Here is a 24,808-nt window from a genome sequence, read left to right as displayed (position 1 = left end):
AGGCGTACGGGGCGCGCGTGCCTCACCCCGGCCCGCCTGCTGTCACGCGGAGGCGCCGGGCGTACCCGCGTCAGGGGCCGTCGTGGACGAACGGTGCCCAGAGGGCCGGGTCGGTCGGGTGGGCTTCGCGCAGGACGGCGACCGCCCGGTGCAGGGCCACCGCCGCACCCGCGGCGTCCGTGTCGGCCAGGTGCCGGTAGAACGCCGCCGCGACGACCGGTGCCACGCGGTCCGGGACCGACCAGAGCGCGGCCACCACGTGCCGGAACCCCGAGGTGCGCAGCGCGGCGGCGGTGTGGATCGCCTCGTCCGGCAGCAGGCTGCTGCCCAGGCGCGTGTGGCAGGCGGACACAAACGCCAACTCGGCGCCGTCCAGGCGCAGCTCGGAGAAGTCGGTCACGTTCATGTCCCCGTCGCGCAGGCAGAGCCCGGAGGTGGTGGGGGCCGTCATGTCCAGTGTCCCGTGACAGGCGAAGTGGGCCCACGCGTGGCGGGGCAGCTGTGCGCGCACGGCCCGTACCGTGGCGGCGTCGCCGCTCAGCACCTTCACCCGCCGGTCGGCCGCCTCCCGCACCGCCCGCAACTCCTCGGCCACGGCGGGCAGGACGGTGTGACCCCGGCGGGTGTCGGACAGGCCGACGGCGAGCAGCCCAGCGGCGCGGGAACGTCGTGCGCCCGCCCGCCACCGGCCCTTCCAGGGTCTGCTGCCCGCGTCGGGGGCGGGGCGGCTGCCGGCGGCTTCGGCGAGGGCGGACAGTGTGCTCGTGTACGACGACACGACGGCGTACGGCAGGCCGGCCGGTTCGTTCCGGTCGTGGAGCGAACGGGGGTACTTTCCGGCCGCGTGCAGTGGCAGGACCACCAAAGAGGCCGTCGGGCACCACCACAGGCGCGGCGGCGACGTCGTCTTGTACGGCAGGCCCAACCGGTCGAGCACCGGACGGGCGATCCGTTCCCACAGCCACTCCAGGGTGTTGTGCACCGTGTGCCGCGCGCGTTCCCGGGCCAGTCCGCCCGAGGAGGCCGCCTTGGAGAGGTGGGCGAGGTAGGTGTTGGCGACACGGTCCGTCTCCGCCAGGTCGATCCCGGTGAGCGGCACCACCTCCACCCTGCCGCCGGGGAGCACGACGATCGCGTCGCAGCGGATCGCGCTGATGTTGACGACGACCACCGGACCACCCGCGGCCGCGGCGGCGAGTTCGGCGAACCGCGGCGGGGCGAGGAAGCGCTCGAACCCCGGCAGGCCACGCACGCGGTCCACCAGCCGCCGCCAGCGCAGCACCAGCCGCATGCGTTCCTCGGCGTCCCGGTGGCCGCCGTCCATCAGGGCGTCACGGACCTCTGCCAGCCCGGCCGCCAGAGCCGTGTCCCGAGCGGCGAGCCGGTCGAGATCCGCGCGCAGGTGCAAGGTGCCCCGCCATATGACCGAACGTCCCTGCTCCAGCAGTTCCACCGCCACCTCGGGCCGGCCGGCCGCGATCGCGATGGCGGCCGCGTCCCGGGGCAGGGCTGCCCCGTCGCGCAGACCCTGCTGCTGGTCCTCGCGGTCGAGGCCCGCCCAGCCGAACTCCTGGAGCAGCGCCACACCGGCCCGCGCCCCTGCCAGCGCGTCGGCGACGTCCCCGCCCTCCCACGCGACGCCCGCCCAGATGCGGGCGGCGACGAGACGGTCCCGGACCGGCGACCCCGGCGCTCCCGCAGCGGCCCGGACCGCCGCGAGCGCGGCCACGCGGTCGGGCGCGGCACCCTTTTGGCCTCCTTTCGCCTCCCCTTGTGCGCTGTCCTGCGCGCCGTCCCGCGCGGCCTCCGCCAAGAGACACCGGGCGATCAGCGCGCCCGCCAGTCCCGTCATGACCTCGGCGTAGACCATGGCCGACTCGTCGCAGAGGGCGGCCGCCGCGGTGAACGCCTCCACCGCCTCCGCCACGGCCGCGTCCCGGCGGTCGTCGTCCTCCTCCGTACCGAGGAGCAGCCGGCCGAGCATGCGCTGCGCCTCCACCACCGGACCGGTGCCCTCGGCGGCGGCCACCGCCTGCCGAGCCGCCTGCACGGCGCCGTCCCGGTCCTCGTCCTCCAGCAGGGCGGCGGCCAGGCGCAGCAGAAGCACCGACTGCGCGGTGTGGCCCTCGGGCAGGGCGGAGAGCGCACGCCGGACGGCGGCCGACGTGCCGTCCCCCTCCACCGTGTACGCGGACTGCACCAGCGCCTCCGCCCGGCCTGCGACGCGGGGCGCTTGCGTCTGCTGCTCCTCCTGTGCCTGCCGCGCTGCTCGTGCCGCTTCCCGGGCCGCCCGCGCGTCGGCGCCGCGACCGGTCAGGTCGGCGCGGCTGTGCAGTGCGGTGGCGAGGTTCGTGGCCGCGGCGATCCGGTGCCGCGGCTCGTCGGCCTCGGCGTACGCGGTGCGCAGCAGGACGACGGCGGCGTCCAGGTCCTCCACGCTCCCGCGGCGTCCGCCGCGCACCAGAAGGGCCATTCCGCAGTTGATCCGCCCGACGACGTCAGGGAACCGCTCGACCGCCGCGCGTCCCCAAGCGACCGCCTCGTCCAGGATCCGGCCCGCGCCCCACTCCGCCCCGTTCTCCGTCTCCGAGTCCGCTCCGGTCTCCGTGACCGCGCGGAAGTGGGCCAGGGTCGACAGAACGGCGCACAGTGCCGATTCGAGCTCCGCCCGTTCGCGTGCCCCGGCCCCGGCGCCGGGGCGCTCCAGCGTCTCCCGTCCGATGCCGACGGCCTCCTTCGCCCACGCCGCCTCGCCGGTGACCTCGAAGCGGCGGCGCAGCAGGGCGACAGCCGGGCGGGCCGCGCCGCAGCGGCCGGGGTGGTCGGGCTCGAGGTCCGACCACACGGTCACCGCGACCGCCGCCGCCTCCTCGAGGTCGGCCATGTGCCCCCGCAGGTCGTACCGGTGTGCGAGCAGGTCCCGTAGCTCGCCCTGGAGCGTTCCACGCAGCGGATGCCCTGGAGGCGCCGCCCGGACGGCGTCCCGGTGGACGTTCACCGTCCGTACGAGAGCGGCGTCGTCACCGGTCAGCTCGAACGCCCGGAACGCCGCGACGGCGAGCGCTCGCAGCACCACGGGGTTCTCGACGGGGCCGTCCGCGCCCGGCCGGAAGCGGAGCCGTTTCAGGTTGGCGGCCGCCTGCTCGTGTCCCGCCGCCGCGGCGGTCGCGAACCAGCGCTCGGCCGCCGGGTCGCCCGCGTTGTACAGCAGGACGCCGAGATTGTTGGCCGCCTCCGGATGCCCGGCGTCGTGCGCGCGGGCGTACCAGTCGCGTGCCTCGTCGATGCGACCGGCCCGTTCCGCCAACAGCCCCAGGCTGTACGGGCCGTTGGCGTCGCCGTATGCCGTCGCCTCGAGGAACGCCTGCCGGGCCTCCGCCGTACGGCCCTGGCGGTCCAGCTCCGCTCCCCGCACTGCCGACCGCCGTCCGGCCGCCCCGTCGTCCACATCCATCAGGCCCTCCCCCCGGCCCCCATACGGGCCCAACTCCCCCGGGAGACAACGCGATCAGCATTCCAGGGCGGGCCCCCTCCCACCGGGTTTCTCCCAAAAGGCTCAGCCCTTCGGGCGGGGAGGAATGGGTTCTTGGACCGGAGCCGCGAAGCGGCGGAGTTCTCTGAGCATCTGTTCTGACGTGCACTTTCTTCCGTTGTCAGTAGGGGCTGTTAGGTTCGGATCATGCCGACCGCAGCGACAGCCGAGACGGGGGCCGGGCACGCCCGGTACACCTACCGGTTGCGCGTGTCGCAGACCGCGAAGGCCGGACTTGAAGCCGAGTGGGCGCGCTGTCGCTGGGTGTGGAACGAGTGCGTGGCCGTGTCCCGCCGCGTACACGCCTACAACAAGGCCACCGGGCAGCACGACGTGCGGTCCGGCACAGCTCGACAAGATGCTGACCGAGTCCCGGCAGGGCATGCCCTGGCTGCGGGAAGGTGCTTCGGTGCCGCAGCAGCAGATCATCCGGGATTTCGCCAAGTCCCGCGCGAAGGCGCTCAAGGACATCAAGGCGCAGCTGCCGATGCGGCAGCGGGCTCGGATGCCCCGGATCAAGCGGAAGCGCGAGGCCGCGCCGTCGCTGAACTACACGCAGCGCGGATTCCGCATCAAGGACGGCCGTCTGCACCTGGCGGGCGGGATCGTCCTGACCGTGGTGTGGTCTCGCGACTTGCCGTCCCCGCCCACCAGTGTGCGCGTCTACCGGGACAGCCTCGGACACTGGTACGCCTCGTTCGTCGTCGCCACCGAGGCCGAGCCGCTGCCCCCCACGGGCCGGGCGATAGGCATCGACTGGGGTGTGAAGGAGACCGCCACTACCACCTCCGACACCCACGACCTGCCGCACGCCCAGCACGGCAAGACGGCCGCCGCGAAGCTGGCGCGGTACCAGCGGATGATGGCCCGGCGCGCAACGCCGAGGAACCGGCCCGACACGAACGGCTACCGCAAGGCCCGGCAGGCGGCTGCAAAGGCCCACCGGAAGATCGCCCGGCAGCGGCAGGACACCGGCCGCAGATGGGCCAAGACCGTCGTCCGCGACTTCGCCGTGATCGCGGTGGAGGACTTCCGGCCGAAGTTCCTCGCGAAGACCACCATGGCGCGCAAGGCGGCCGATGCCGCGATCGGCGCCACGAAAACGGCGTTGGCCGAGATGGCCCGTAAGCACGGCCGGACCGTGCACCTCGTACACCCCGCGCACACCACGATGGACTGCGCGCAGTGCGGAGCGAGAGCCAAGCACGCACTCCCCCTCTCCGAAAGAACGTATACGTGCACCGCGTGCGGAGCCGTCTCGCCACGAGACAAGAACTCCGCCCGCGTGATGCTCGTCCGGGCTGGTCTCAACCCGGCTAGTGCTGATCTTGTAAGCCCTCCCACCTGCTAGGTGCCAGGCGAAGTGAGCCAGGAATCCCCTTCCTTCAGGGAGGGGAGGTTTCAATAGAGTGTGGTCATGTCCGACGCAGCGTCCCCCTATCTCGCCACGGCAGACTTCGAGTGGACCGAGCGCGCCTTCCGGCTCCTGGAGTCGCAGCAGCTGACGGTGTCCCGGCACAGTGCGGGCGGCGTCCCCGGATACGTGGTGAGCGGACCCTGTCCGCGGTGCGGGCACCACTTCACCGACCGTCAGGTCCTGGTCGCGCTGGCCGGGCTCTGCGGGCCCGACCGGCAGGAGCGCGGGGGCGTCGTCCCGGCGGCGGTCGTCCTCGACGTCACCTGCGGCTGCGGCTCGGCGCACGACGACGCGCCGGAGGGGACCGCGGGCTGCGGCGCCAGCTTCCGGATCGAGCTGGTCACCGAATGACGCTCAGGCCCCGCCTGCCGCAGCGCCCTCCTTCGGCCACGGACCTCGCCGAACGCGACCGCTTCCGGGAGCTGGTGCGTTCGTCGCTGCCCGGCGTACGCGCGGCGGCCGAGGCCTGGCGCAACGGGCTGGCGGCCTTCATCACGCTTCTCGGCGCGGCCATCGTGGTCAAGGGCCCGGCCACCACCGCCGACATGACGACGGGCTGGCGGGCGGCGGTCACCCTGCTCGTCGGCGGCGGGCTGGCGCTGGCCGTGGTCGGCCTGTGGCATGCTCTGGCCGCTCAGGCCGGGACCCGGCCGCTGGCGGTCACCCTGGCCGACATCCACCGCGACCACGGATCCCTCGACGGCTTCGAGGTCGCCACCGCGAAGCGGTCCGCCCGCAGGCTCACCCTTGCGCGGAGGACCGTCGCCGTGGCCCTGGCGCTGCTGTTCACCGGCATGGCACTCACATGGTGGGCGCCCACCGCACAGCGTGGTTCGGTGAAGGTGACCCACGGCCAGGAGACCACGTGCGGCACCCTGCTGTCGGCGGACGGTGGCCGGCTGCGCATCGCGGTCAAGGGCCAGGCCCGTCCCACCGTCGTCGCGCTCACGGCGGTCCGGAACATGTCGGTGACCCTCACCTGCCCATGAGGCGGGGAACCTTGCAGACGCGCTCCTCCGCCACCCCACTCGTTCGCACGGGGGAGGGCTGCCGGAGGACTCTCGCCGGCGTCACCGCTGTGGGTCTGTCCCGCACATCGCCGGACGGACAGCGGGTGAGGCGCCTCGGTGTCGACATACGCGACAGGCAGCTACATAAGCAATTTTCCGGTCGTCGTGCTCCATGCTGGTTCGTGCCGCGTCAGGCCCCGCCCTGCGGCGCGCCCCTCGTCGGGGCGGTATGTGCAAGGTGCAGACCGACCGGAGGACCATGTACAGGCAGCAGGATCACACCCGTCCAACCCCTCGCACGCGGCGTGCCGTTCTCGGCGCCGGGATCGCGGCAGCCGGATCCGCACTGCTCGCCGCCTGCTCGGGCGGCCAGGCCGGCCCCGCAGGCGGTGCCGGAAAGGAAGCCCCCGGTCCAGGCGCCGGAGGTTCCGTTCCGGGGGACGGCAAGAAGGTCCCGCCCACCTGGACACCCAGTCCCGAAGGGAAACTCCGCCATCGCACGTTCACGGCCACGCCGGACACGGTCGAGATCGGCGGCGGACGCACCGTCAGGACCTCCGTCTACAATGGCGAACTGCCCGGAGAGGAGGTGCGGATCACCGCCGGCGACATGCTCGAGCTGACGCTCGCCAACCATCTGCCCGAACCCACCACGGTGCACTGGCACGGCATCGCCCTGCGCAACGACATGGACGGCGTGCCCGACGTGACACAGCCGCCCATCAGAGCGGGCGGAGAGTTCACCTACCGCTTCCGGACACCGCACCCCGGGACGTACTGGTTCCATCCGCACCTGGGCCTCCAGGTCGACCGCGGCATGTACGCGCCGCTGATCGTGGACGATCCCAACGAGCCCCTCGAGTACGACGCGGAATGGATCGTCCTGTTGGACGACTGGCTGGACGGGGTCGACGGCTCCACCTCCGAGGACGTCTTCGACCAGCTCCGCAAGGGCAAGCCCGCCATGGGCCACGGCTCCGCACACCGCGGGCACGACCGCGGTGACCGGCCCGTGCGGCCGAAACCCTCCGGAGGAGTCGCGGCCGGGTACGGGCCGCCCGGGGCCCACGGGCCGGAGCAGCACGACGCGTCGCCCTCACCGAGGGCGACGAGACGCCCCAACCGGCTGATGACGGGCGCCCACAGCCCCCTGCTCGGCGGCCACGCGGGCGATGTCGCCTACCCGCACTATCTGATCAACGGACGCACGCCCGACGACCCGACCCAGTTCAGGGCCAGGCCCGGCGACCGGATCCGGCTGCGCCTGATCAACGCGGGTGCCGAGACACCGTTTCGCGTAGCACTCGGCGGCCACCGGATGACGATCACCCACAGCGACGGCTTCCCCGTACGCCACCACCGGACCGACGCCCTGCTCGTCGGCATGGGCGAACGGTACGACGTGCTGATCACCGCGAAGGACGGCGTCTTCCCGCTCACCGCACTGGCCGAGGGCAAGAACGGCGCCGCCATGGCCGTCCTGCGCACAGGCGGCGGCGCGCTGCCCGGCCCCGACGCCCGCCCCGCCGAGCTGAGGCGAGCCGTCCTTCCCTCGGCGCGCCGGCTCAAGCCCCACGAATCCGTTGCACTCGACCGGCGCAGGCCCGACCGCATCGTCAGAGTCACCTTCACCGGCGACGTGAAGGACTACGACTGGGGGACCGACCACCGCCCCTACACACCCGACAGCGTCCACCGTGTCGAACACGGCGAACGCGTACGGCTCGTGGTCATCAACGCGACCGACATGTGGCACCCGGTCCATCTCCACGGCCACACCTACGCCCTCGCCGGCATCGACTCCCACGGCGCCCGCAAGGACACCGCCACCGTCCTGCCCCACAACAAGCTCGTCCTCGACTTCGACGCCGACAACCCCGGCCAGTGGATGCTCCACTGCCACAACCTCTACCACTCGGAGTCCGGGATGATGACCACCATCTCCTACGACCCCTGATCCCTGCGCCGACGGCCTGGAACGCGGCAGGGGCGCGTCGGGCACGCCGCGCCCCTGCCCGGGCGGTTCACGGGTTACCGTCGGCGGCATGCAAGGTGATCGCGGTGGGTGGCGTCAATGCCTGCTCGGCGGCGCGGTGTTCGCGGTGTGCATGGCCGGCACCACGCTGCCGACCCCGCTCTACTCCCTCTACCAGGCGAAGTTCGGGTTCGACGAGCTGACCGTGACCGTCGTGTACGCCGTGTACGCCTTCGGGGTCATCGGTGCGCTGCTGCTGGCGGGCAACGCCTCGGACGCCGTGGGCAGGCGGCCGGTCCTGCTGGCCGGCCTGGGATGCGCGGCGGCGAGCGCCGTCTGCTTCCTGTGTGCCACCGGGCTGGGCTGGCTGTATGCGGGGCGGTTGTTGTCGGGTCTGTCCGCCGGTCTGTTCACCGGTGCCGCCACGGTGTACGTGCTGGAGCTGGCGCCCGCGGGCGGCGCTTCCCGGGCCACGTTCGTGGCGACCGCCGCCAACATGGGCGGGCTGGGATGCGGCCCACTGCTCGCCGGAGTGCTCGGGCAGCACGCCTCGTGGCCCCTGTACCTGCCGTTCGCCGTACACCTCGCACTGGTGGCCGGGGCGGCCGCCGTCCTGCTCAGGCTGCCGGAGACCGTGGCCGTACGGCGGCCGCCGGCCACCGTACGGCCGCAGCGGCCCGGCCTGCCCCCGCAGGTGCGGGCGGTGTTCGGGCCGGCGGCGACCACCTCGTTCGTGGGCTTCGCGCTGTTCGGGGTGTTCACGTCGGTGAGCCCGGCGTTCCTCGCGCAGTCCCTGGACGTGCACGACCACGCCGTGAGCGGGCTGGTCGTCGCGCTCGCCTTCTTCGCATCGACCGCGGGGCAACTGGCGGTCGGCCGGGTCGGCGTGGCGCGATCGCTGCCGCTGGGCTGCGCAGGGCTCTTCGCCGGGCTGGCGCTGCTGGCGGGAGCGTTGCGCTGGGACCTGCTGCTGTTGGTGGTGCTGAGCGCGCTCGTCGGTGGCGTCGGGCAGGGGCTGGCCTTTCGTGGGGCGCTGTCCGCGGTGGCCGAGGCGTCACCCCCGGACCGTCGCGCGTCTGTGGTCTCGACACTGTTCGTGGTGGCTTACGCGGGTATCTCGGTGCCGGTGATCGGTGTCGGGGTACTGGTGGGTCCGATCGGCCTGGAAGGTGCGGGACTCGTCTTCATCGCCTGCATGGCCGCCCTGGTGACGGCCGCGGCCGCCTACCTGCTGCGGCGTCCGGTACGGGCGCGAACGTGAGCACGCCGGACGAGGCGCCCGTCCTGGTCCGGGCGCGAACGGCGTCGCCCTGACCTCGGTGTGGACACGCCGGGGTCGGCGTCCACGGCGGTCTCGCCGTTCGGCGCGGTGCCGGCGAAGTCCCCGAAGGGCATGGCACCCGTGCGTTGACAGCGCCGTACAGGCATCCAGATACTGACTGATGGTTCAGTCAGTATCTGTCGCTGCGCACCTGGAGGCACCATGTCCGACCTCCCCACCGAGCTGGTTCCGTTCACCCCCGAGCAGCGTGGCATCGTCGAGCTCACCCGTGCCTTCGCCCGCGAGGAGATCCGCCCGCGGGCCCGCTCCGTGGACGAGGCCGATGTCGAGACGCCCTGGGACCTGTGGCACAAGGCCGCGAAGGTCGGCATCACCGGCTTCATGCTTCCCGAGGAGTACGGAGGCGGCGGATTCACGGACGTCTTCACCCAGTGCCTGGTGCAGGAGGAGCTGTGCGTCGGCGACCTCGGCATCGGCAATCTGCTCTGCTCCAACGGTTTCTTCGCCGACCCGCTGCTCGCACTCGGCACCGAGGAGCAGAAGCGCACCTGGCTCACCCCGCTGGCCGGCCCCGACACCCCGATGACCGCCCTGGCCACCACCGAGCCCGGCGCGGGCTCCGACGCCGCGTCGATCGTGACAACAGCGACCCGCACGGACGGGGGTTACCGGCTCAACGGCCAGAAGGCGTGGATCTCCAACGCAGGGGAGGCCGAGCAGTACGTCGTCTTCGCCAAGACGGACCCGGCACAGCGCTCCCGGGGCGTCACCGCATTCCTCCTCGGCAAGGACACGACCGGGGTCACCTTCGGCGAGCCGATGCGGAAGATGGGCCAGCGCGCCATCGTCTGCCGGGAGATCTTCTTCGCCGACGCCTTCGTGCCCGAGGAGAACCGCCTCGGCAGGGAGGGGCAGGGCTTCCACGGGCTCATGCGCACCTTCGACATCTCGCGCGCCGTGCTGGGCGCGGCGGCGACCGGCGTGGCCAGGGCCGCGTACGAGTACGCCCGCGACTACGCCCGTACCCGGCAGCAGTTCGGCAAGCCGATCGTCGAGCACCAGGCGGTGGCGTTCCGGCTCGCCGACATGCGGACACGCATCGAGCAGGCCCGGCTGATGACCTGGCGCGCGGCCAAGCGCCTCGACGCCGGTCTGACCGCGACGACCGAGGCCGCCATGGCCAAGCTGACGGCCTCGGAGACGGCCGCGTACTGCACCTGGGCGGCGGTGCAGACGCTGGGAGGCTGGGGCTACTCGCGCGAGTACCCGGTGGAGCAGTGGATGCGGGACGCCAAGCTGGAGGAGATCGAGGAGGGCACCTCGGACATCATGCGGCTCGTGATCTCGAGGGGCCTGTGATGACCCCGGCCCTCACCGGCGGCGAGGCCCTCGCCCGCGCCCTGGCCGCACACGGCGTCACCCAGACCTTCGGCATCCCCGGCACCCACAACCTGGAGCTCTACCGGCACCTCCAGCCGTACGGCATCGGGCATGTGAACACCCGCCACGAGCAGGGCGCGGGGTACGCGGCCGACGCGTACGCCCGGGTGAGCGGCCGGCCCGGTACCGCGATCACCACCACCGGGCCCGCACTCCTGAACATCGCGGCGGCGGTGGGCCAGGCCTACTCCGACAGCGTGCCGCTGCTCGTCGTCTCGCCCGGCATGCCGCTGCGGCACCCTCGGCAGTCCACCGGCCTCCTGCACGAAATGCGCAGCCAGACGCAGGCATTGCGGGGCGTCGCGGCCTTCAGCCACCGGGTGGCGTCCGCCGACGAGATCGGTGCGGCGGTGGCCCGTGCCTTCACGCTGTTCCGCGGGGAGCGGCCACGCCCGGCGCACATCGAGGTGCCGCTGGACCTGCTGGAGACCGCGCAGCCGGTGGGCGTGACACGGCTCGCGCCGCCCGTCGCGCCACCGGCGCCGGTCGAGACGGCGGTGGGGGAGGCGGCGGAAGCCCTGCGCGGGGCGCGCCGCCCGGTGCTGGTCCTCGGCGGAGGAGCAAGGGCGGCGGCCGCCACCTGCCTGGCCATCGCCGAGGAACTGGGGGCGCCGGTGGTGACCACCGCCAACGGCAAGGGCGTGGTGGACGAACGCCACCCGCTGTCGCTGGGCGTGTCGCTGCACAGTCCGGCCGTGCAGAAGTGGCTCGCGGACCGTGACGTGGTCCTCGCCGTCGGCACGGAACTGGCCGAGTCCGACGTCTGGGGCCCGCTGCCGGCCCTGACGGGCACCCTGATCCGCGTCGACGTGGACCCCGCCCAGATGTACGCGGGGCTCCCGGCGGACGTGGCCCTCGTGGGCGATGCGCGCCCCCTGCTGAACGCACTGCTCGCCGCATACCGCGAGCGAGAACCGCGACAGGGCGCCGAACCCGTCGGCCTCACCGCGCTGCGCGCCGCGCGCGACGACGAGACCCGCACCCGGGACGCACGCTGGACGCCGTACCTCCGGGCCATGCGCCGCGTCCTCGCCGAGGACGCCGTCATCACCTCCGACAGCGCCCAGTGCTGCTACTACGGCGCCCTGCCCCATCTCCCCATCGGCCCCCAAGGCCGCTATCTGCACCCCACCGGTTTCGGCGCCCTCGGCTACGCCCTGCCCGCCGCGATCGGCGCGAAGACCGCATGCCCCGAGCGGCAGGTCGTCGCGCTGAGCGGCGACGGCGGTCTGCAGTTCTCCGTGCAGGAGCTCGCCACCGCCGCCCAGCTCGGACGGCCGCTCCCCGTCGTGGTCTTCGACAACGGCGGCTACGGCGAGATCCGCGAGGAGATGGCGGCCCGCGGGGACAGCCCCACGGCAGTCGACCTGCCGCCCGTCGACCTCCCCGCGCTCGCCCGCGCCTACGGCGGACACGGCACGGCGGTCCGCTCGCCGGAGGAGCTCGCCGGCGCCCTGGCCGACGCGCTGGACACCCCTGGACCCACCATCGTCACCGTTCCCGAGGAGACCCCCCGATGACGACCAGCCCTCTCATCTCCCTCACCTGGACGGACCATGTCACCGGCCGCCAGGGCCATCTGGTGATCGACCGGCTCGTACGCGGCGTGTCCAGCGGCGGACTGCGCATGCGCGAGGGCTGCACCCTCGACGAGGTCACCGGGCTGGCCCGGGGCATGACGATGAAGGAGGCCCTCCACTACGACCCCCGGAACCGGTACATCCCGCTCGGCGGGGCCAAGGGCGGCATCGACTGCGACCCGCGCGACCCCGAGGCGTACGGGGTGCTGGTGCGCTATCTGCGGGCGATGCGCCCGTACATCGAGCGCTTCTGGACCACCGGCGAGGACCTCGGCCTCACCCAGGACACCGTCGACAGGGCGGCGGCCGAGGCCGGACTGGTCTCCTCCGTCCAGGCCGTCTACCCGCTGCTCGACGACGAGGCCGCGGCACGGCGCCGGCTCGCGGACGCCTTCGCCGTGGAGGTGGACGGCATCGGGCTCGACGAGCTGGCGGGCGGCTGCGGGGTCGCCGAGTCGGTGCTGACGGCGCTGGACCGGGCCGGTGTCTCCCACGAGGGCACCCGCGTCTCCGTCCAGGGCTTCGGGACGATGGGCGGGGCGACCGCCCGCTTCCTGGCACGGGCCGGACTGAAGGTGGTCGCCGTGGCGGACGTCAAGGGAACGATCGCCAACCCCGAGGGCCTGGACGTGGAGGCGCTGCTGGCCGCGCGCGACCCGTACGGGACCGTGGACCGCACCGCCCTGAGACCGGGCGACGCCGAACTGCCCGGCGACGCCTGGCTGTCCGCGGACGCCGAGGTGCTGGTCCCGGCAGCCGTCTCGTACGCGGTCGACACGGCCAACCAGGCGCGGATCACAGCCCGCTGGATCGTCGAGGCCGCCAACATGCCGGTGCTGCCGGACGCCGAGGACCTGCTGTCGGCGCGCGGGATCACCGTCCTGCCCGACGTGGTCGTCAACTCCGCCACCAACGCCTGGTGGTGGTGGACGCTCTTCGGTGACATCGGCGCCGACGCGGACGAGGCGTTCGCCCACATCCGGCGCTCCATGCGCGCCCTGGTCGAGCAGGTGCTGACGCGGGCCGAGCGGGACGGGACCAGCCCGCGCGCCGCGGCACACGAGGTCGTGGCGGACCGGCTGCCCGTCATCGCCGAACGCCTCGGCTGGTACGCATGAGCCTGGACGCCCTCTTCGACCCGCGCTCCGTCGCCGTCGTCGGAGCCTCCGCCAACCCTGCCAAATGGGGCTACTGGCTGGCGTCCGGCGCCCTCGCCGGACGTTCCCGGCGCACCGTCTACCTGGTCAACCAGCGGGGCGGCGTGCTCGACGGCGTGCCCTTCCTGCCCGACCTCGACTGCCTGCCGACCGTCCCCGAGCAGGTCGTGGTGGCCGTGCCGCCGCAGCAGGTGCGGCCCGTGGTCGTCGAGGGACTCATGGCGGGCGCGCGGTGCTTCACCGTGATCACGTCCGGCGGGGCAGGCCCCGACGAGGAACGACTCGCCGCCCTCGTCACCGCCCACGGCGGGCGGCTGCTCGGCCCGAACTGCATGGGCGTCGTCGACACCACCACCCAACTCAGGCTCAGCTGGGGCGAGTTCCCGGCGGGCGCGGTGGGGCTCGTGTCCCAGAGCGGCAACCTCGCACTCGAGATCGGCCGACTCCTCGCACGCGCCGGACAGGGCTTCTCCCGTTTCGTCTCGCTCGGCAACCAGCGCGACATCGACGCGGCGGACGCGCTGGACGCACTGATCGCGCACGACGCGACACGGGTCGTCGCCGCATACGTGGAGGACTTCCGCGACGGGCGCCGCCTGGCCCGCACCCTGGCCACCGCCCACACGGCAGGGAAACCCGTCCTGCTGCTGTCGCTCGGCCGCAGCGAGGCATCCGGACGCGCGGCGGCCTCCCACACGGGAGCGCTGGTGAGCTCCCGGGCGGTGGTGGAGGCGGTGTGCCGCGACACGGGAGCGCTGCTGCTGGAGTCGGCGGGCGAACTCGCGGACACGGCGGTGCTCCTGACCGCGGCGGGCCGTCGCATCGGGCGCGCCCGGACGCGCGCCGTCCGTGACACAGGGGCCGGCGGGCCGTCGTCACCGGCCCCGGCCGACGGAGCCCCTTCGCAGGCCCGCGGACGACGAGCCCTGCGCGTCGCCGTCGTCGGCGACAGCGGGGGCCAGGGCGCGCTCGCCGCCGACGCGCTGGCCGCCCGCGGGCTCCACGTCCCCGTACTGGGCGAAGCCACCCGCGCCGCCGTCGCCCGGCACCTCCCCGGCCGGAGCGGATGCGCCAACCCCGTCGACCTCGCGGGCGCCGGGGAGGCCGACCTCCGCAACTACGCCCGCATCACACGGGCGCTGCTCGACGGGGGGGACACCGACGCCACCGTCCTCACCGGCTACTTCGGCGACTACGCCACCGCCAACCCGGACCAGGCCGCGCAGGAGTGCGAGGTCGCCCGGGAGCTGGGGGAGGCCGCACGACAGTCCGGCCGGCTGCTCGTCGTCCACACCATGGCCAGCGACACCCCGGCCCTGACGGTGCTCCGGGAGCACGGCGTACCGGTCTACGAGCGCATCGAGCAGGCCGCGACCGCCCTGGCCCAAGCGGCACGGCAGGACCGGACGACACAGCAGGCGCCGCCACCCCGGCTGCCGGCCCCCGCCCCGGACCCCCTCCCCGACGGGGACTACGAGACCGTCCGCACGCTCCTTCGATCCCGCGGACTCGCCTTCCCCGCCGCGCAGTTCGTCACCACCGCCGACGAGGCGGCCACCGCCGCCCGCCGCACCGGATACCCGCTCGCCCTCAAGGCGATGGGCCTGGCCCACAAGACCGAGGCGGGCGGGGTGGCCCTGGGCATCGCCGACGAGACCGCGCTGCGCACCGCCTTCGCCCGGATGATTGGCTCCACGGGCGCCACTCGGTACGCGATCGAGGAGATGGTCGTCCACGAGCACTCCGTCGAACTCATCGCGGGGGTCCGGCGCGACCCGGCGTTCGGGCCCGTCGCCATGGTCGGTCTCGGCGGGCTCACCGCCGAACTGCTCGCCGACACCGCGCTCGCCCTCGCCCCCCTCACTCCCCGACGGGCCCGCGACCTGCTGCTCTCGCTGCGCCACACACCCCTGCTCACCGGCTGGCGCGGAGCCCCCGCTGTCGATCTCGACGCCGCCGCGGACGCGCTGTGCGCACTGGCGCTGGCCGCGGCCGAGCACCCCGAGCTCACCGAACTCGAGGTCAATCCGCTGCTCGTCCACCCGGGCGGCGCGGTCGCCCTCGACGCCCATGGAGTGTTGACATGACCTCGGAATCCGGCCGCTTCGCGGACCGTACCTACATCGTGACCGGCGGCGGCAGCGGCATCGGCCGCGCGATCGCGCTCGCTCTGAGCGCTGAGGGCGCGCGGGTCGCCGTCGCGGGCCGTACCCCGGAGCGGCTGGAGGAGACGGTCGCCCTGGTGGAGAAGGCCGGAGGCGAGGCCCTCGCGGTGCCGACGGACGTACGGGACCCCGAGGCCGTGGACGCGCTGGTGACCGCGGCGGCGGAACGCTTCGGCCGGCTGGACGGCCTGGTCAACAATGCGGCCGGCAACTTCGTCGTGCCGGGCATCGACCTCTCCCCGGGCGGCTGGCGGGCGGTCGTGGACATCGTCCTCAACGGCTCGTACTACTGCACCCGGGCGGTCGCCCGCAGGCTGCGCGAGCAGGCCACGGGCGGATCCGTCCTGTCGGTGATCGCCGCCTACGCCTGGCACGGACACCCGGGGACCGTCCACTCGGCCGCCGCGAAGGCCGGTGTCCTGGCCATGACCCGGACCCTCGCGGTGGAACTCGCCCCGCTGGGCATCCGGCTGAACTGCATAGCCCCGGGTCCGACGGAGACGGCAGGCGCCGGCGCGGCCCTGTGGGCCACCCCCGAGGCGCGCGAGGAGGTCCTGGCCACGGTTCCGGCGGGCCGGTTCGCCGACCCCGCGGAGATCGCGGACGCGTCGCTGTTCCTGCTGGGCGAGGGGGCGTCGTACCTGACGGGCGAGTGCCTGACGGTGGACGGCGGCCAGTGGCTGGGCAAGCAGGTGTACGGACGCACGGGCGCCTGATGCTTCGACCGGAAAGGTTCTGCCGGGTCCGGACAGGCGAAGCTCCGTGCGGAGACCTCTGCCGGCGGATAGCGTCATGTCCACGATGAAGGGGGTTCGTGATCATGGCAGAGCGTAAGGTTCCGCCTCGTGTGGTGGCCGCGGAGCGTGTCGCCTCCGAGTCGGGTTTCAAGAAGAGCTGCATCCCTGAGGTGGGCAGAGTCCTCAGCCTGGCCGCTGCTGCGAAACCCCACGGAGTCATCGCGGAGAGCGGCACCGGCTCGGGCGTGGGTACCGCCTGGCTGCACAGTGGGCTCGGCGCCGGTGCCCGCCTGGTCACCGTTGAGCGTGACGAGGAGCTGGCCCGTCGAGCGGCTGGTGTCTTCGCGGACGACGACCGCGTCAGCGTCCTCACCGGGGACTGGCGGCTGCTTGAGCAGCACGCCCCTTTCGATGTCTTCTTCTGCGACGGTGGAGGCAAGCGTGACGACCCCGAGCGGGTGGTCGAGCTGCTTGCTCCCGGTGGCCTGCTCATCCTGGACGACTTCACCCCATCGCCCGACTGGCCGCCTCGTTTCGGCGGCGAAGTTGATGAGCTCCGCCTGTTCTACCTCACTCACCCAGCCCTGGACGCCACGGAAGTACTCACGACACCAGCCAGTTCAGTGGTTGTTGCGGCACGCCGCCTCCAGCCGGGAAGGTGACGGAGGGGGCGGCCTCGGGCCGCCCCCTCCGTCGTCGTGCGGGAGAACTCCCGCCGGATGCTCAGCTCTTGGTACGCCGCGTCTTCGCCCCCAGCGAGTAGAAGACGAGGCCGATGACCGCGATGACAAGAAGGGGCACGACCTGGCTCAGTGTGTACGCGAGGCGCTGGCCGGCGAAGGCCTCGGGCAGCGAGTCGGCGGCGGAGCCCTCCGTGCCGAACCAGCCCACCCCGAAGCCCGGCCAGATCAGCACCACCACCGTGAAGGCGACCAGGCCGGTCGCGAGGGCGGTGACCGTCCAGGCTCCGACGCGTCCGCCCGGCACGGAGTACGGGCGCGGCGTGTCGGGGTACTTGCGGCGGAGCACCACCAGGCTGGGGAAGGTGATGACGTACGAGATGAAGGTCGTGCAGATCGTCAGGCCGAGCCCCGCGGCGAAGTACTTCTCGCCGTCGCCTTCGGTGAGGTTGAGGGCGACCACGAGAAGCACGGACGCCAGGACCGCGGACAGCAGGTTCACCCGTACCGGGGTGCCGTGCTTCTCGGAGATCGTGCCGAGCCAGGCGGGTCCGGCGCCGTCCGCGCAGGCGACGGCCTGGGCGCGGTGCGCACCCATCGCCCAGGTGACGCCGGAGGTGAGCAGGCCGATGATGAGGCCCGCGGCGGCGATGCCGCCGAAGACCGCGCCGGCACCGGTGAGGGTGACCGTGCCGTCGGCGGCGATGGAGCCGCCGTAGACGGTGAAGACGGCCTTGCAGGCGTCGATGAAGCCGCCGAGGCTGCCGATCCTGTCGCTGGGCAGGACGAAGAGGATGCCGAGGATCGGGCCGCCGTAGAGCAGCAGCGCGGCGAAGCCGGAGCGGAGGATGGCGAGCGGGATGTCGCGCCGCGGGTTGCGCATCTCCTCGGCGGCGGAGCTGGGCAGTTCGAAGCCGACGTAGTTGAAGATCAGGACGGGGACGAGCGCCACGAAGCCGACGTAGGTCGGTGTGAACTCGCTTGCGGGCAGGGCGTGCACACCGTTCTGGACGGCGAAGACGACGACCGAGACGAGGAAGAAGCCGAGCAGCACGATGCGTGCGAAAGCTCCGGCGATCGGGACCCACTTGCCGACCCGGACGGACTGGACGACGGCGAGCGCGCCACCCCAGATGAAGACCAGCCCGGCGGCGTACTTCCACAGCCCGGGGAGCGGGGTGAAGAACTCCTCCCAGGTGGTGAGGGCGATGATGCACAGACTGCCGCCCACCCACACCGGGTTGGAGATCCAGTAGAGGATCTGGTTGAGGCCCGCGGTGAGCCGTCCGAAGGCGAGCCGGGTCCAGACGTACGGTCCGCCCTGGACGGGGAAGGCGGAGCCGAGCTCGGCGACGAGGAGCCCGTAGGGGAGGAAGAAGAACAACGCGAGGATGGCCATCCAGGTCAGTCCCTGCGGACCCTGCGCTGCGACCGACCCGATCGTGTCGAGTCCGACGAGGGTGCATATGAGGAACAGCAGGACGTCGAAACGGCGAAGTTCCTTGCGCAGGCGGCTGCGTTGTTCGCCCCAGCCCTCGGAGAGGTCGGGGGTTTCGGGGGCGGGCCCTTCGGCCCTGCTGGAGGTGGCGGGTGCTTGGGTCACTGGGCGGACTCCTACGGCGGCACGGGGGTCTCGTACAGGCGCGGCACATCTACTGACTGAACAGCCAGTCAGTAGCCTGCACTGTGAGCCCGGCCACACGGGACTGTCAAGAGCCGTGCAGGGTTAAGCCGTCGCCGGATTCCCGACGCCGGTGGGGGCCGGCCGGACAGGCAAGGGCCGCCGACCGCGCTGCGTGAACCGTGCGTCGGCACGTGCAGTCCGCGCGCTCGACCGCAACCATTGACGGACCCGTCAGCGTTGCCGCATCCTCTCGGGGCATGGAGAGACAGAGCGCACAGCATCTGATCGAATCCGAGGTCGTCGTGGTGGGCGGAGGGTACGCCGGCCTCGCCGCGGGGCTCCGACTCCAGGACAGCGACGCCGACTTCACCCTGGTCGAGGCGGCCGATCATGTCGGCGGGCGGGTACTGACCGAGACCCGCACGGACGGCGTGACGCTCGATCACGGCGGCCAGTGGGTCGGCCCCACGCAGACGCGCCTCCTCGAACTCGCCTCACGCTTCGGGTGCCGGACGTTTCCCACCTGGGAGACGGGCAGTCACATCGAGGTGTGGCACGACGGCAGCAGGATCCCCTACACCGGTGCGGCCCCCACCGACGGGCCCGGCATCCTCGAGTACGTCCGTGTCACGCAGATCCTGGACGAACTCGCCCGCACGGTGGACACCGAGCGGCCGTGGCGCACCGCCCGCTTCGCGGAGTGGGACGCCCGGACGGCACACTCCTTCTTCCGCTCACAGACCGACGACACCGATGCCCGGCGCCGGCTGGCCCTCGCCGTTGAAGGTCTGTGGTGCGCGGAACCGCACGAGATCTCCCTCTTCCACGTGCTGTTCTGCATCGCCGCGGCCGGCGGCTTCGAACAGCTGATGGAGACCCGCGGCTGTGCCCAGGACAGCCGCTTCACCACGGGCGCGGCCGGCCCGGCCCGCGCCGTCGCGGCCCTGCTCGGGGAACGCGTCCGCCTCGGCGAGCAGGTGCATGCGATCGAGTACGACACGGCAGGCGTCCGCGTCCGCACGCGGTCCGTCCTGCTCCGGGCACGCCGGGCGATCGTGGCACTGCCCCCGCACGCCGTACGCGCCATACGCTTCACCCCACCGCTCCCCGACAGCCGGGACGGCTGGCTGTCGCACAGCCCGATGGGGCGCGTCGCCAAGATCCATGCCGTCTACGACACTCCGTTCTGGCGGAAGTCCGGGCTGTCCGGCGTGGCGACCCTGTACGACAACGGGCCCGTCGGCGTCGTTTTCGACAACTCCCCCGAAGACCGCTCGTGCGGAATCCTCGTCGGATTCGTGTACGGCGACCGCCTGGACCGATACAGCGCCCTGGACGAGGGCCGCCGCCGGGCCGCCGTACTGGAGAGCTTCGCCGCCGTGGCCGGAACGAGGGCGGGGCGCCCGCGCGACTGCACCGAGAAGATCTGGACACAAGATCCCTTCGCCCGGGGCGGATACGAGGCGTACACGACCCCCGGCGGCTGGAGCCGATACGGCGAACGCGGCTGGCGGGAGCCCACCGGGACCCTGCACTGGGCGGGAACGGAGACCGCGACGGAGTGGAACGGGTACATCGACGGCGCCGTGTCGTCGGGGTACCGGGCCGCCGCCGACGTCCTCGCCTCCCTGCGGTGACGGCGCTCCCACGGACGACGGACAGGACGGACGGACGGACACGATGACATCGTTGCGGCAGGCGGACGACGCCCGGACAGTGGCCGAGCGGGCGCGCCTGGTGGTGCGGTCGGCACCGGTCAGCCAGCGCGAGTTCGCCGACCGCATCGGCATGGACCCCACCGCGCTGTCCAAGGCCCTGCACGGCAACCGCCGTCTCGGGGACCGCGAACTCGCCGCCATCGCCCGGGAGGGGAAGGTGTCACTGCGGTATCTGCGGACCGGGCAGGGACGGCCGCCCGCCCCGCCGGAGAACACCGCGGCACCGGACACGCGCCGCCGTGCGGACGCCGTGGACGCGGAGGTCCGCAGGACCCAGATCCTCGAGGCGACCGCACGACTCATCGCCCGTCGCGGATTTCACCGGGTGCGGGTCGCCGACATCGCCCGCGCGTGCGGGACCAGTACCGGCACGGTGCACTATCACTTCCCGGCGAAGGGCGACGCGCTGCGAGCCGCTCTGCTCCACTGCGCCGAACGTTTCCACCGGCGCCTCGAAGCCGAGTTCCGGGACGCGGACAGCGCGACCGAGAAGCTGCGCCGGCTGATCGAGGTCCAGCTGATCACGGGTGACGAGGACCGCGACGAATGGTCGGTGTGGGTGCAGTCGTGGAACGAGGCGATCGTCGACCCCGCCCTGCGCCAAGGACAGCGCGACATCTACGCACGCTGGCAGCAGACGGTGCTCGACCTGGTGATCGCCTGCCGGGACGAGGGCATGGGCACGGACGCCGACGCGGAGGCGCTGACGAGCCGGTTCACCGGCCTGGTCGACGGCCTGGCCATCCAAGTGCTGGCAGGGACCGGGGAGATGTCCGTGACACGGATGCGCGAGCTGCTGCTGGACGCGTTCGAACCGCACATCACCCTTCGCTGACCGCGCCGCCGCTCACCCCCTCCGCGTACGCCGCCCTCGCCGTACGCGCCCCGGACGCAGAGAGGACGTCAGGCCGGCGCCGCCCGCGGCGCGGGCCTCGTGGTAAGCGATCAGCTCATCGGTGGGGCCGGGCCATGGGCGGGGCGATGTGCTGGGCCCCGGACAGGCTGGACGAGCTGCCCGCGCACACCGAGACGTAGTCGAGCAGTCCTTCGGCGTCGAGCTGGGCGCCAGGTCTCCGGCGTGCACGAGTCCGCCCGCTACGCCACCCATGTGCTGATGGCCACGGAGGACGAGTGCGTCCCCGGCTACGCCCGGCTACAGGAACCTCAGCCGGCGTTTCCGGTCGCCGCCCCAGCCGTCGGTGCGGACGTTGACATGCGGGCTGAGGAACTGCGCCGGCAGGTAGCCGTGGCTGGCGACGACCTCCACTCCGTCGAGTCCGGCCTCGCGCAGTCGGCGGGCCGCCCGGCCGTAGCCGTCCACGACCTCACGGATCTCCGACTCGGTCATGGCGCGCGGCATGACGTGGAAGCGCTCGCTCGGTGTGGCCGAGGGCGCCCAGGCCACCGGTGCGCTGCCGTCCTCGGATTCCAGAAAGGGCGAGGCGCGACGCGCGGGAGCCCGCATCCTGACGGGCTCCCGGGTCGACGGCCCGGCACTCGCCGCCTCGGCACCGGACGCCGTGGTCCTCGCGACCGGAGCCCGGCCTCGCCGTCCTCGGCTGGAGCTGATGGACGACCCGGTCGTGCTGGACGCCTGGTCGGTGATCCGCGGCGGCGACGTACCGCGTGGACGCATCGTGGTGGCGGACTGGCGCGGTGGCTGGATCGGCCTGGGCGTCGCCCTCCAACTCGCCGCCATGCGCCGGAAGGTGACGCTCTGCGTGACGGGCTTCGCGGCCGGCGAGCACCTCCAGCAGTACGTGCGCGCCGCGATGCCGGCCCAGGCCGTCCGGGCCCGGATCGAGATCGTTCCCAACGTGGGGCTCTACGGAGCGGACAGCGACACCGTCTACCTCCAGCACACTCCGACCGAGGAACCGGTACTGATCGAGGGGACCGCCGGTGCCGTCCTCGCTCAGGGCCACATCCCGGTCGACGAGCTCGACCCGGTCGTCCTCGGGGTCCGGCCGACCGCGTCTTCGCAGTCGGCGATCGTGTCACCCCGGCACCCCGCCCGCAGGGGGCACCCCCGTTGCCTCTGGAGAGCGTCCGGCCGGGCAGGGCGTAGACAAGCCCGGTGGTTCGGGAGTTTCCTGGTAGGACACACGATTCTTGCGAATGGGCGCCGGCCGGTGAGGAGGCGCTGGTGTACGACGTCACGATGCAGGTCGAACTCACGGCCACGGGACCTGACAGCTGCCGGATGACCATGGCCGGGGAGCTCGACGTGGTCACCGCCCCGGGCGTCCGGCAAGCGCTCCGCGCCGCCGTCGCCGAGTACCAGCACATCGTCGTGGATCTGGGGAAGGTGCATTTCTGCGACTGCACGGGAGTGAGCGCGCTCCTGGCGGGCGCCCGCGCCGCCCGCGCCCACGACGTGGATCTGTGCCTGCGGGCCGTGCCGTGCTCCCTGGCCCGCATCCTGCGGCTGTCCGGCAGCGGCGGGGCGTTCACCATCGAACCCGTGCAGCCGGTCCGAAGGCCCGCTTCCGACCCGGGTGGCGAGCGCCGGGGGCCGGGCGACGGTACTGATCAAGGGCCGTGACGGCGGCGACAGATGCTCCGGCCGCACGGGGCATCTCGGCGGCAACGGGTACGGCATGGGCAGCATCACCCAGCGCCGCCAGGCCCGTCGGTCTCACTGGGGTCCGGGATCCCCGGGAAGGCGTTCCAGCGCGGCGGCGACATCGGTGTGCCGGGCGATGTCCGTCAGCGCGCGGGCCATGACCGATCCCGGCTCCCTGGCAGTGATCACCAGCCCGACCGGCACCGACCGGGCGGGCTCGACCATCGGCACCGCCCGCATGCCGTGCGGCACGCCGAAGACATGCAGCCAGGCGTGCGGCACGATGCTCGCCCACCGGCCCGTTCTGACATGGGCGAAGAGGGTTGCCACGGAATCGGTCTCGACCCGGGGGGACGGGCGCAGCCCCGCCTCGGCGAACACCTCGTCCAGCACCCGGCGCCCCTGCATGGCCCCGGTCAGCAGACACAGCGGCAGCCGCGACGCCTCCGCCCAGGTCGCCGTCGTCCGATGGGCGAGGCTGTCGGCGGCGTCGGTCAGCAGCACATACCGCTCCTCGTACAGCGGAACCGCCTGGAAACCCTCCGAAAGGCCCTTGTGCAGATAGGTGATTCCGGCGTCGATCTCGAAATTCTGCAGTTGCCGCAGAACGTCCTCCGACTGGAGGTCCGCCATGAGCTCCACGGTGACCAGGGGGTGCGCCGCGCAGAACGGGGCCGTCAGCAGGGACACGGCGCCGGACGCGGTCGGGACCGAGCCGATCCGCATCCTGCCGCTCAGTCCCGTGCGCAGGGCGCCGACCTCGTTCTTCAGGGCGTCGCGGTCGGCCAGGATCCGCTGCGCCCACACCACGATGCGTTCGCCCTCGGGCGTGAGGCCCTCGTACTTGCGGCCGCGCCGGACCAGCGGTACGTCCAGCTCCTCCTCCAGCTTCCGGATCGCCTCGGAGAGAGCCGGCTGCGAGACGTAGCAGGCCTGGGCGGCACGGGCGAAGTGGCGCTCCCGGGAGAGAGCCACCAGATACTCGAGTTGACGGAACAGCACTCCACGGGTGTACCGGACCGCTCGACGGAACGCCAGTCGGGCTGGGCGGTTGTCAGCCCACGGGCAGTGGTTGCAGGCGCTCCTCGCCGGTGTAGACGTTCATCGAGGCGCCGCGCAGGAAACCGACCAGGGTCAGCCCGCTCTCCTCGGCCAGGTCCACTGCGAGCGAGGACGGCGCGGAGACGGCCGCCAGGACGGGGATTCCGGCCATCACCGCCTTCTGCACCAGCTCGAACGAGGCCCGGCCGCTCACCATCAGCACCGTCTCGCGCAGGGGCAGCAGTCCCGACCGCAAGGCGTGGCCGACGACCTTGTCCACGGCGTTGTGCCGGCCGACGTCCTCCCGCAGGCACAGCAGCTCCCCGTCGGCGGAGAAGAGACCGGCGGCGTGCAGACCACCAGTGCTGTCGAACACCCGCTGGGCGGCCCGCAGGCGGTCGGGGAGGGCCGTCAGCACCTCCGGTCCGATGCGCAGCGGGTCTCCGGCAACGGACCACGCAGCCTGGGTGCGCACCGCGTCCAGGCCGGCCTTGCCGCACAGCCCGCACGAGGACGTGGTGTAGAAATGCCGCTCCAGCGACGCGTCGGGCGGGGCACACGCCACGGGCCAGGGCCACGTCCACCACGTTGTAGGTGTTGCCGCCGTCGGCCGTGGCGCCCGCGCAGTAGCGGATCCCGGCCACGTCGCCGCCGGCGTGCACCACACCTTCGCTCACCAGGAACCCGGCCGCGAGGTCGAAGTCGTCGCCCGGGGTGCGCATGGTCACGGTGAGCGGGCGCCCGCCGACACGGATCTCCATCGGCTCCTCGGCGGCCAGCGTGTCAGGGCGATGCGTGGCCGCCCCCTCCCGGATACGCAGGACCCGCCGTCGTACGGTCACTCGCCCCATCGTTCACTCCTCTTCCCGGAGCCGTGCTCCGAC

The 24,808-nt window shown here is 72.7% G+C and carries 18 protein-coding genes and 2 pseudogenes; 15 read left to right on the top strand and 5 right to left on the bottom strand.

Features of this window, described 5'->3' with window-relative positions; genetic code table 11:
* Positions 1 to 70: 70 nt before the first annotated feature.
* Complete coding sequence (locus QFZ82_RS03015) at positions 71 to 3,454, bottom strand: CHAT domain-containing protein (protein ID WP_307711612.1); 3,384 nt, start codon at positions 3,452 to 3,454, stop codon at positions 71 to 73.
* Between the two features lie 225 nt (positions 3,455 to 3,679).
* Here QFZ82_RS03015 and QFZ82_RS03010 point away from each other — a divergent pair.
* From QFZ82_RS03010 to QFZ82_RS02960, 11 genes and pseudogenes are all read left to right on the top strand, one after another.
* Positions 3,680 to 4,883, top strand: a pseudogene (locus QFZ82_RS03010) (RNA-guided endonuclease InsQ/TnpB family protein).
* A 66-nt stretch (positions 4,884 to 4,949) separates the two neighbouring features.
* The gene (locus QFZ82_RS03005; RefSeq protein WP_307711611.1) at positions 4,950 to 5,300 is read left to right on the top strand and encodes a hypothetical protein; all 351 of its coding nucleotides are present in this window, start codon (positions 4,950 to 4,952) and stop codon (positions 5,298 to 5,300) included.
* Positions 5,297 to 5,938 (top strand): hypothetical protein, encoded by a 642-nt coding sequence (locus QFZ82_RS03000; RefSeq protein ID WP_307711610.1) that lies wholly within the window; start codon positions 5,297 to 5,299, stop codon positions 5,936 to 5,938. The genes QFZ82_RS03005 and QFZ82_RS03000 overlap by 4 nt, the downstream gene beginning before the upstream one ends.
* Before the next feature lie 280 nt (positions 5,939 to 6,218).
* Positions 6,219 to 7,916, top strand: coding sequence for a multicopper oxidase family protein (locus QFZ82_RS02995; protein ID WP_307711609.1), 1,698 nt, complete (start codon positions 6,219 to 6,221; stop codon positions 7,914 to 7,916).
* 88 nt (positions 7,917 to 8,004) lie between these two features.
* Positions 8,005 to 9,195 carry an MFS transporter gene (locus tag QFZ82_RS02990; RefSeq protein ID WP_307711608.1) on the top strand — a complete coding sequence of 397 codons (1,191 nt, stop codon included), beginning with the start codon at positions 8,005 to 8,007 and terminating at the stop codon, positions 9,193 to 9,195.
* A 222-nt stretch (positions 9,196 to 9,417) separates the two neighbouring features.
* The gene (locus QFZ82_RS02985) at positions 9,418 to 10,575 is read left to right on the top strand and encodes an acyl-CoA dehydrogenase family protein (protein ID WP_307711607.1); all 1,158 of its coding nucleotides are present in this window, start codon (positions 9,418 to 9,420) and stop codon (positions 10,573 to 10,575) included.
* Positions 10,575 to 12,176 carry a thiamine pyrophosphate-binding protein gene (locus tag QFZ82_RS02980; RefSeq protein ID WP_307711606.1) on the top strand — a complete coding sequence of 534 codons (1,602 nt, stop codon included), beginning with the start codon at positions 10,575 to 10,577 and terminating at the stop codon, positions 12,174 to 12,176. Before QFZ82_RS02985 ends, QFZ82_RS02980 begins: the two co-directional genes overlap by 1 nt.
* Entirely contained in the window at positions 12,173 to 13,354 is a 1,182-nt protein-coding gene (locus tag QFZ82_RS02975; RefSeq protein ID WP_307711605.1) for a glutamate dehydrogenase, read from the top strand. The genes QFZ82_RS02980 and QFZ82_RS02975 overlap by 4 nt, the downstream gene beginning before the upstream one ends.
* Positions 13,351 to 15,480 (top strand): acetate--CoA ligase family protein, encoded by a 2,130-nt coding sequence (locus tag QFZ82_RS02970; RefSeq protein ID WP_307711604.1) that lies wholly within the window; start codon positions 13,351 to 13,353, stop codon positions 15,478 to 15,480. Before QFZ82_RS02975 ends, QFZ82_RS02970 begins: the two co-directional genes overlap by 4 nt.
* On the top strand, positions 15,477 to 16,274 hold the full coding sequence (locus QFZ82_RS02965) for a glucose 1-dehydrogenase (RefSeq protein WP_307711603.1): 798 nt from the start codon (positions 15,477 to 15,479) through the stop codon (positions 16,272 to 16,274). Before QFZ82_RS02970 ends, QFZ82_RS02965 begins: the two co-directional genes overlap by 4 nt.
* 104 nt (positions 16,275 to 16,378) lie before the next feature.
* Positions 16,379 to 16,957, top strand: a complete 579-nt coding sequence (locus QFZ82_RS02960; protein ID WP_373429225.1) for an O-methyltransferase — start codon at positions 16,379 to 16,381, stop codon at positions 16,955 to 16,957.
* A gap of 61 nt (positions 16,958 to 17,018) precedes the next feature.
* Here QFZ82_RS02960 and QFZ82_RS02955 read toward each other — a convergent pair whose 3' ends face one another.
* Positions 17,019 to 18,578: an APC family permease gene (locus tag QFZ82_RS02955; protein WP_307711601.1), complete on the bottom strand. Its 1,560-nt coding sequence runs from the start codon at positions 18,576 to 18,578 to the stop codon at positions 17,019 to 17,021.
* A 278-nt stretch (positions 18,579 to 18,856) separates the two neighbouring features.
* Between QFZ82_RS02955 and QFZ82_RS02950 the strand changes: the two genes are divergently transcribed.
* Both QFZ82_RS02950 and QFZ82_RS02945 read left to right on the top strand, forming a co-directional pair.
* A complete protein-coding gene (locus QFZ82_RS02950) occupies positions 18,857 to 20,236 on the top strand; it encodes an NAD(P)/FAD-dependent oxidoreductase (protein ID WP_307711600.1) in 1,380 nt (459 codons plus the stop codon).
* Positions 20,237 to 20,279: 43 nt separating this feature from the next.
* The gene (locus QFZ82_RS02945; RefSeq protein ID WP_307711599.1) at positions 20,280 to 21,152 is read left to right on the top strand and encodes a TetR family transcriptional regulator C-terminal domain-containing protein; all 873 of its coding nucleotides are present in this window, start codon (positions 20,280 to 20,282) and stop codon (positions 21,150 to 21,152) included.
* Between the two features lie 318 nt (positions 21,153 to 21,470).
* On the opposite strand, the gene QFZ82_RS02940 is transcribed toward QFZ82_RS02945, so the two are convergent.
* On the bottom strand, positions 21,471 to 21,665 hold the full coding sequence (locus tag QFZ82_RS02940; protein ID WP_307711598.1) for a hypothetical protein: 195 nt from the start codon (positions 21,663 to 21,665) through the stop codon (positions 21,471 to 21,473).
* 10 nt (positions 21,666 to 21,675) lie between these two features.
* Between QFZ82_RS02940 and QFZ82_RS02935 the strand changes: the two genes are divergently transcribed.
* The gene (locus QFZ82_RS02935; RefSeq protein ID WP_307711597.1) at positions 21,676 to 22,524 is read left to right on the top strand and encodes an FAD/NAD(P)-binding oxidoreductase; all 849 of its coding nucleotides are present in this window, start codon (positions 21,676 to 21,678) and stop codon (positions 22,522 to 22,524) included.
* A complete protein-coding gene (locus QFZ82_RS02930) occupies positions 22,464 to 22,862 on the top strand; it encodes an STAS domain-containing protein (RefSeq protein WP_307711596.1) in 399 nt (132 codons plus the stop codon). Before QFZ82_RS02935 ends, QFZ82_RS02930 begins: the two co-directional genes overlap by 61 nt.
* A gap of 93 nt (positions 22,863 to 22,955) precedes the next feature.
* On the opposite strand, the gene QFZ82_RS02925 is transcribed toward QFZ82_RS02930, so the two are convergent.
* Positions 22,956 to 23,885: a LysR family transcriptional regulator gene (locus QFZ82_RS02925; protein WP_307711595.1), complete on the bottom strand. Its 930-nt coding sequence runs from the start codon at positions 23,883 to 23,885 to the stop codon at positions 22,956 to 22,958.
* Between the two features lie 52 nt (positions 23,886 to 23,937).
* Positions 23,938 to 24,775 (bottom strand): annotated as a pseudogene (fdhD, locus tag QFZ82_RS02920) (formate dehydrogenase accessory sulfurtransferase FdhD).
* Between the last annotated feature and the right edge of the window lie 33 nt (positions 24,776 to 24,808).

Origin of the sequence: Streptomyces sp. V4I23 (assembly GCF_030817975.1) — a bacterium.
In the GTDB taxonomy this organism is placed as follows: domain Bacteria; phylum Actinomycetota; class Actinomycetes; order Streptomycetales; family Streptomycetaceae; genus Streptomyces.
This window is presented reverse-complemented; position numbering and strand designations above follow the sequence as displayed.

What these genes read in the sequence shown, in the direction of transcription:
- QFZ82_RS03015 (WP_307711612.1), bottom strand. Translation starts at nt 3,454, where the DNA reads ATGGATGTGGACGACGGGGCGGCCGGACGGCGGTCGGCAGTGCGGGGA.
- QFZ82_RS03005 (WP_307711611.1), top strand. Translation starts at nt 4,950, where the DNA reads ATGTCCGACGCAGCGTCCCCCTATCTCGCCACGGCAGACTTCGAGTGG.
- QFZ82_RS03000 (WP_307711610.1), top strand. Translation starts at nt 5,297, where the DNA reads ATGACGCTCAGGCCCCGCCTGCCGCAGCGCCCTCCTTCGGCCACGGAC.
- QFZ82_RS02995 (WP_307711609.1), top strand. Translation starts at nt 6,219, where the DNA reads ATGTACAGGCAGCAGGATCACACCCGTCCAACCCCTCGCACGCGGCGT.
- QFZ82_RS02990 (WP_307711608.1), top strand. Translation starts at nt 8,005, where the DNA reads ATGCAAGGTGATCGCGGTGGGTGGCGTCAATGCCTGCTCGGCGGCGCG.
- QFZ82_RS02985 (WP_307711607.1), top strand. Translation starts at nt 9,418, where the DNA reads ATGTCCGACCTCCCCACCGAGCTGGTTCCGTTCACCCCCGAGCAGCGT.
- QFZ82_RS02980 (WP_307711606.1), top strand. Translation starts at nt 10,575, where the DNA reads ATGACCCCGGCCCTCACCGGCGGCGAGGCCCTCGCCCGCGCCCTGGCC.
- QFZ82_RS02975 (WP_307711605.1), top strand. Translation starts at nt 12,173, where the DNA reads ATGACGACCAGCCCTCTCATCTCCCTCACCTGGACGGACCATGTCACC.
- QFZ82_RS02970 (WP_307711604.1), top strand. Translation starts at nt 13,351, where the DNA reads ATGAGCCTGGACGCCCTCTTCGACCCGCGCTCCGTCGCCGTCGTCGGA.
- QFZ82_RS02965 (WP_307711603.1), top strand. Translation starts at nt 15,477, where the DNA reads ATGACCTCGGAATCCGGCCGCTTCGCGGACCGTACCTACATCGTGACC.
- QFZ82_RS02960 (WP_373429225.1), top strand. Translation starts at nt 16,379, where the DNA reads ATGGCAGAGCGTAAGGTTCCGCCTCGTGTGGTGGCCGCGGAGCGTGTC.
- QFZ82_RS02950 (WP_307711600.1), top strand. Translation starts at nt 18,857, where the DNA reads ATGGAGAGACAGAGCGCACAGCATCTGATCGAATCCGAGGTCGTCGTG.
- QFZ82_RS02945 (WP_307711599.1), top strand. Translation starts at nt 20,280, where the DNA reads ATGACATCGTTGCGGCAGGCGGACGACGCCCGGACAGTGGCCGAGCGG.
- QFZ82_RS02940 (WP_307711598.1), bottom strand. Translation starts at nt 21,665, where the DNA reads ATGACCGAGTCGGAGATCCGTGAGGTCGTGGACGGCTACGGCCGGGCG.
- QFZ82_RS02935 (WP_307711597.1), top strand. Translation starts at nt 21,676, where the DNA reads ATGACGTGGAAGCGCTCGCTCGGTGTGGCCGAGGGCGCCCAGGCCACC.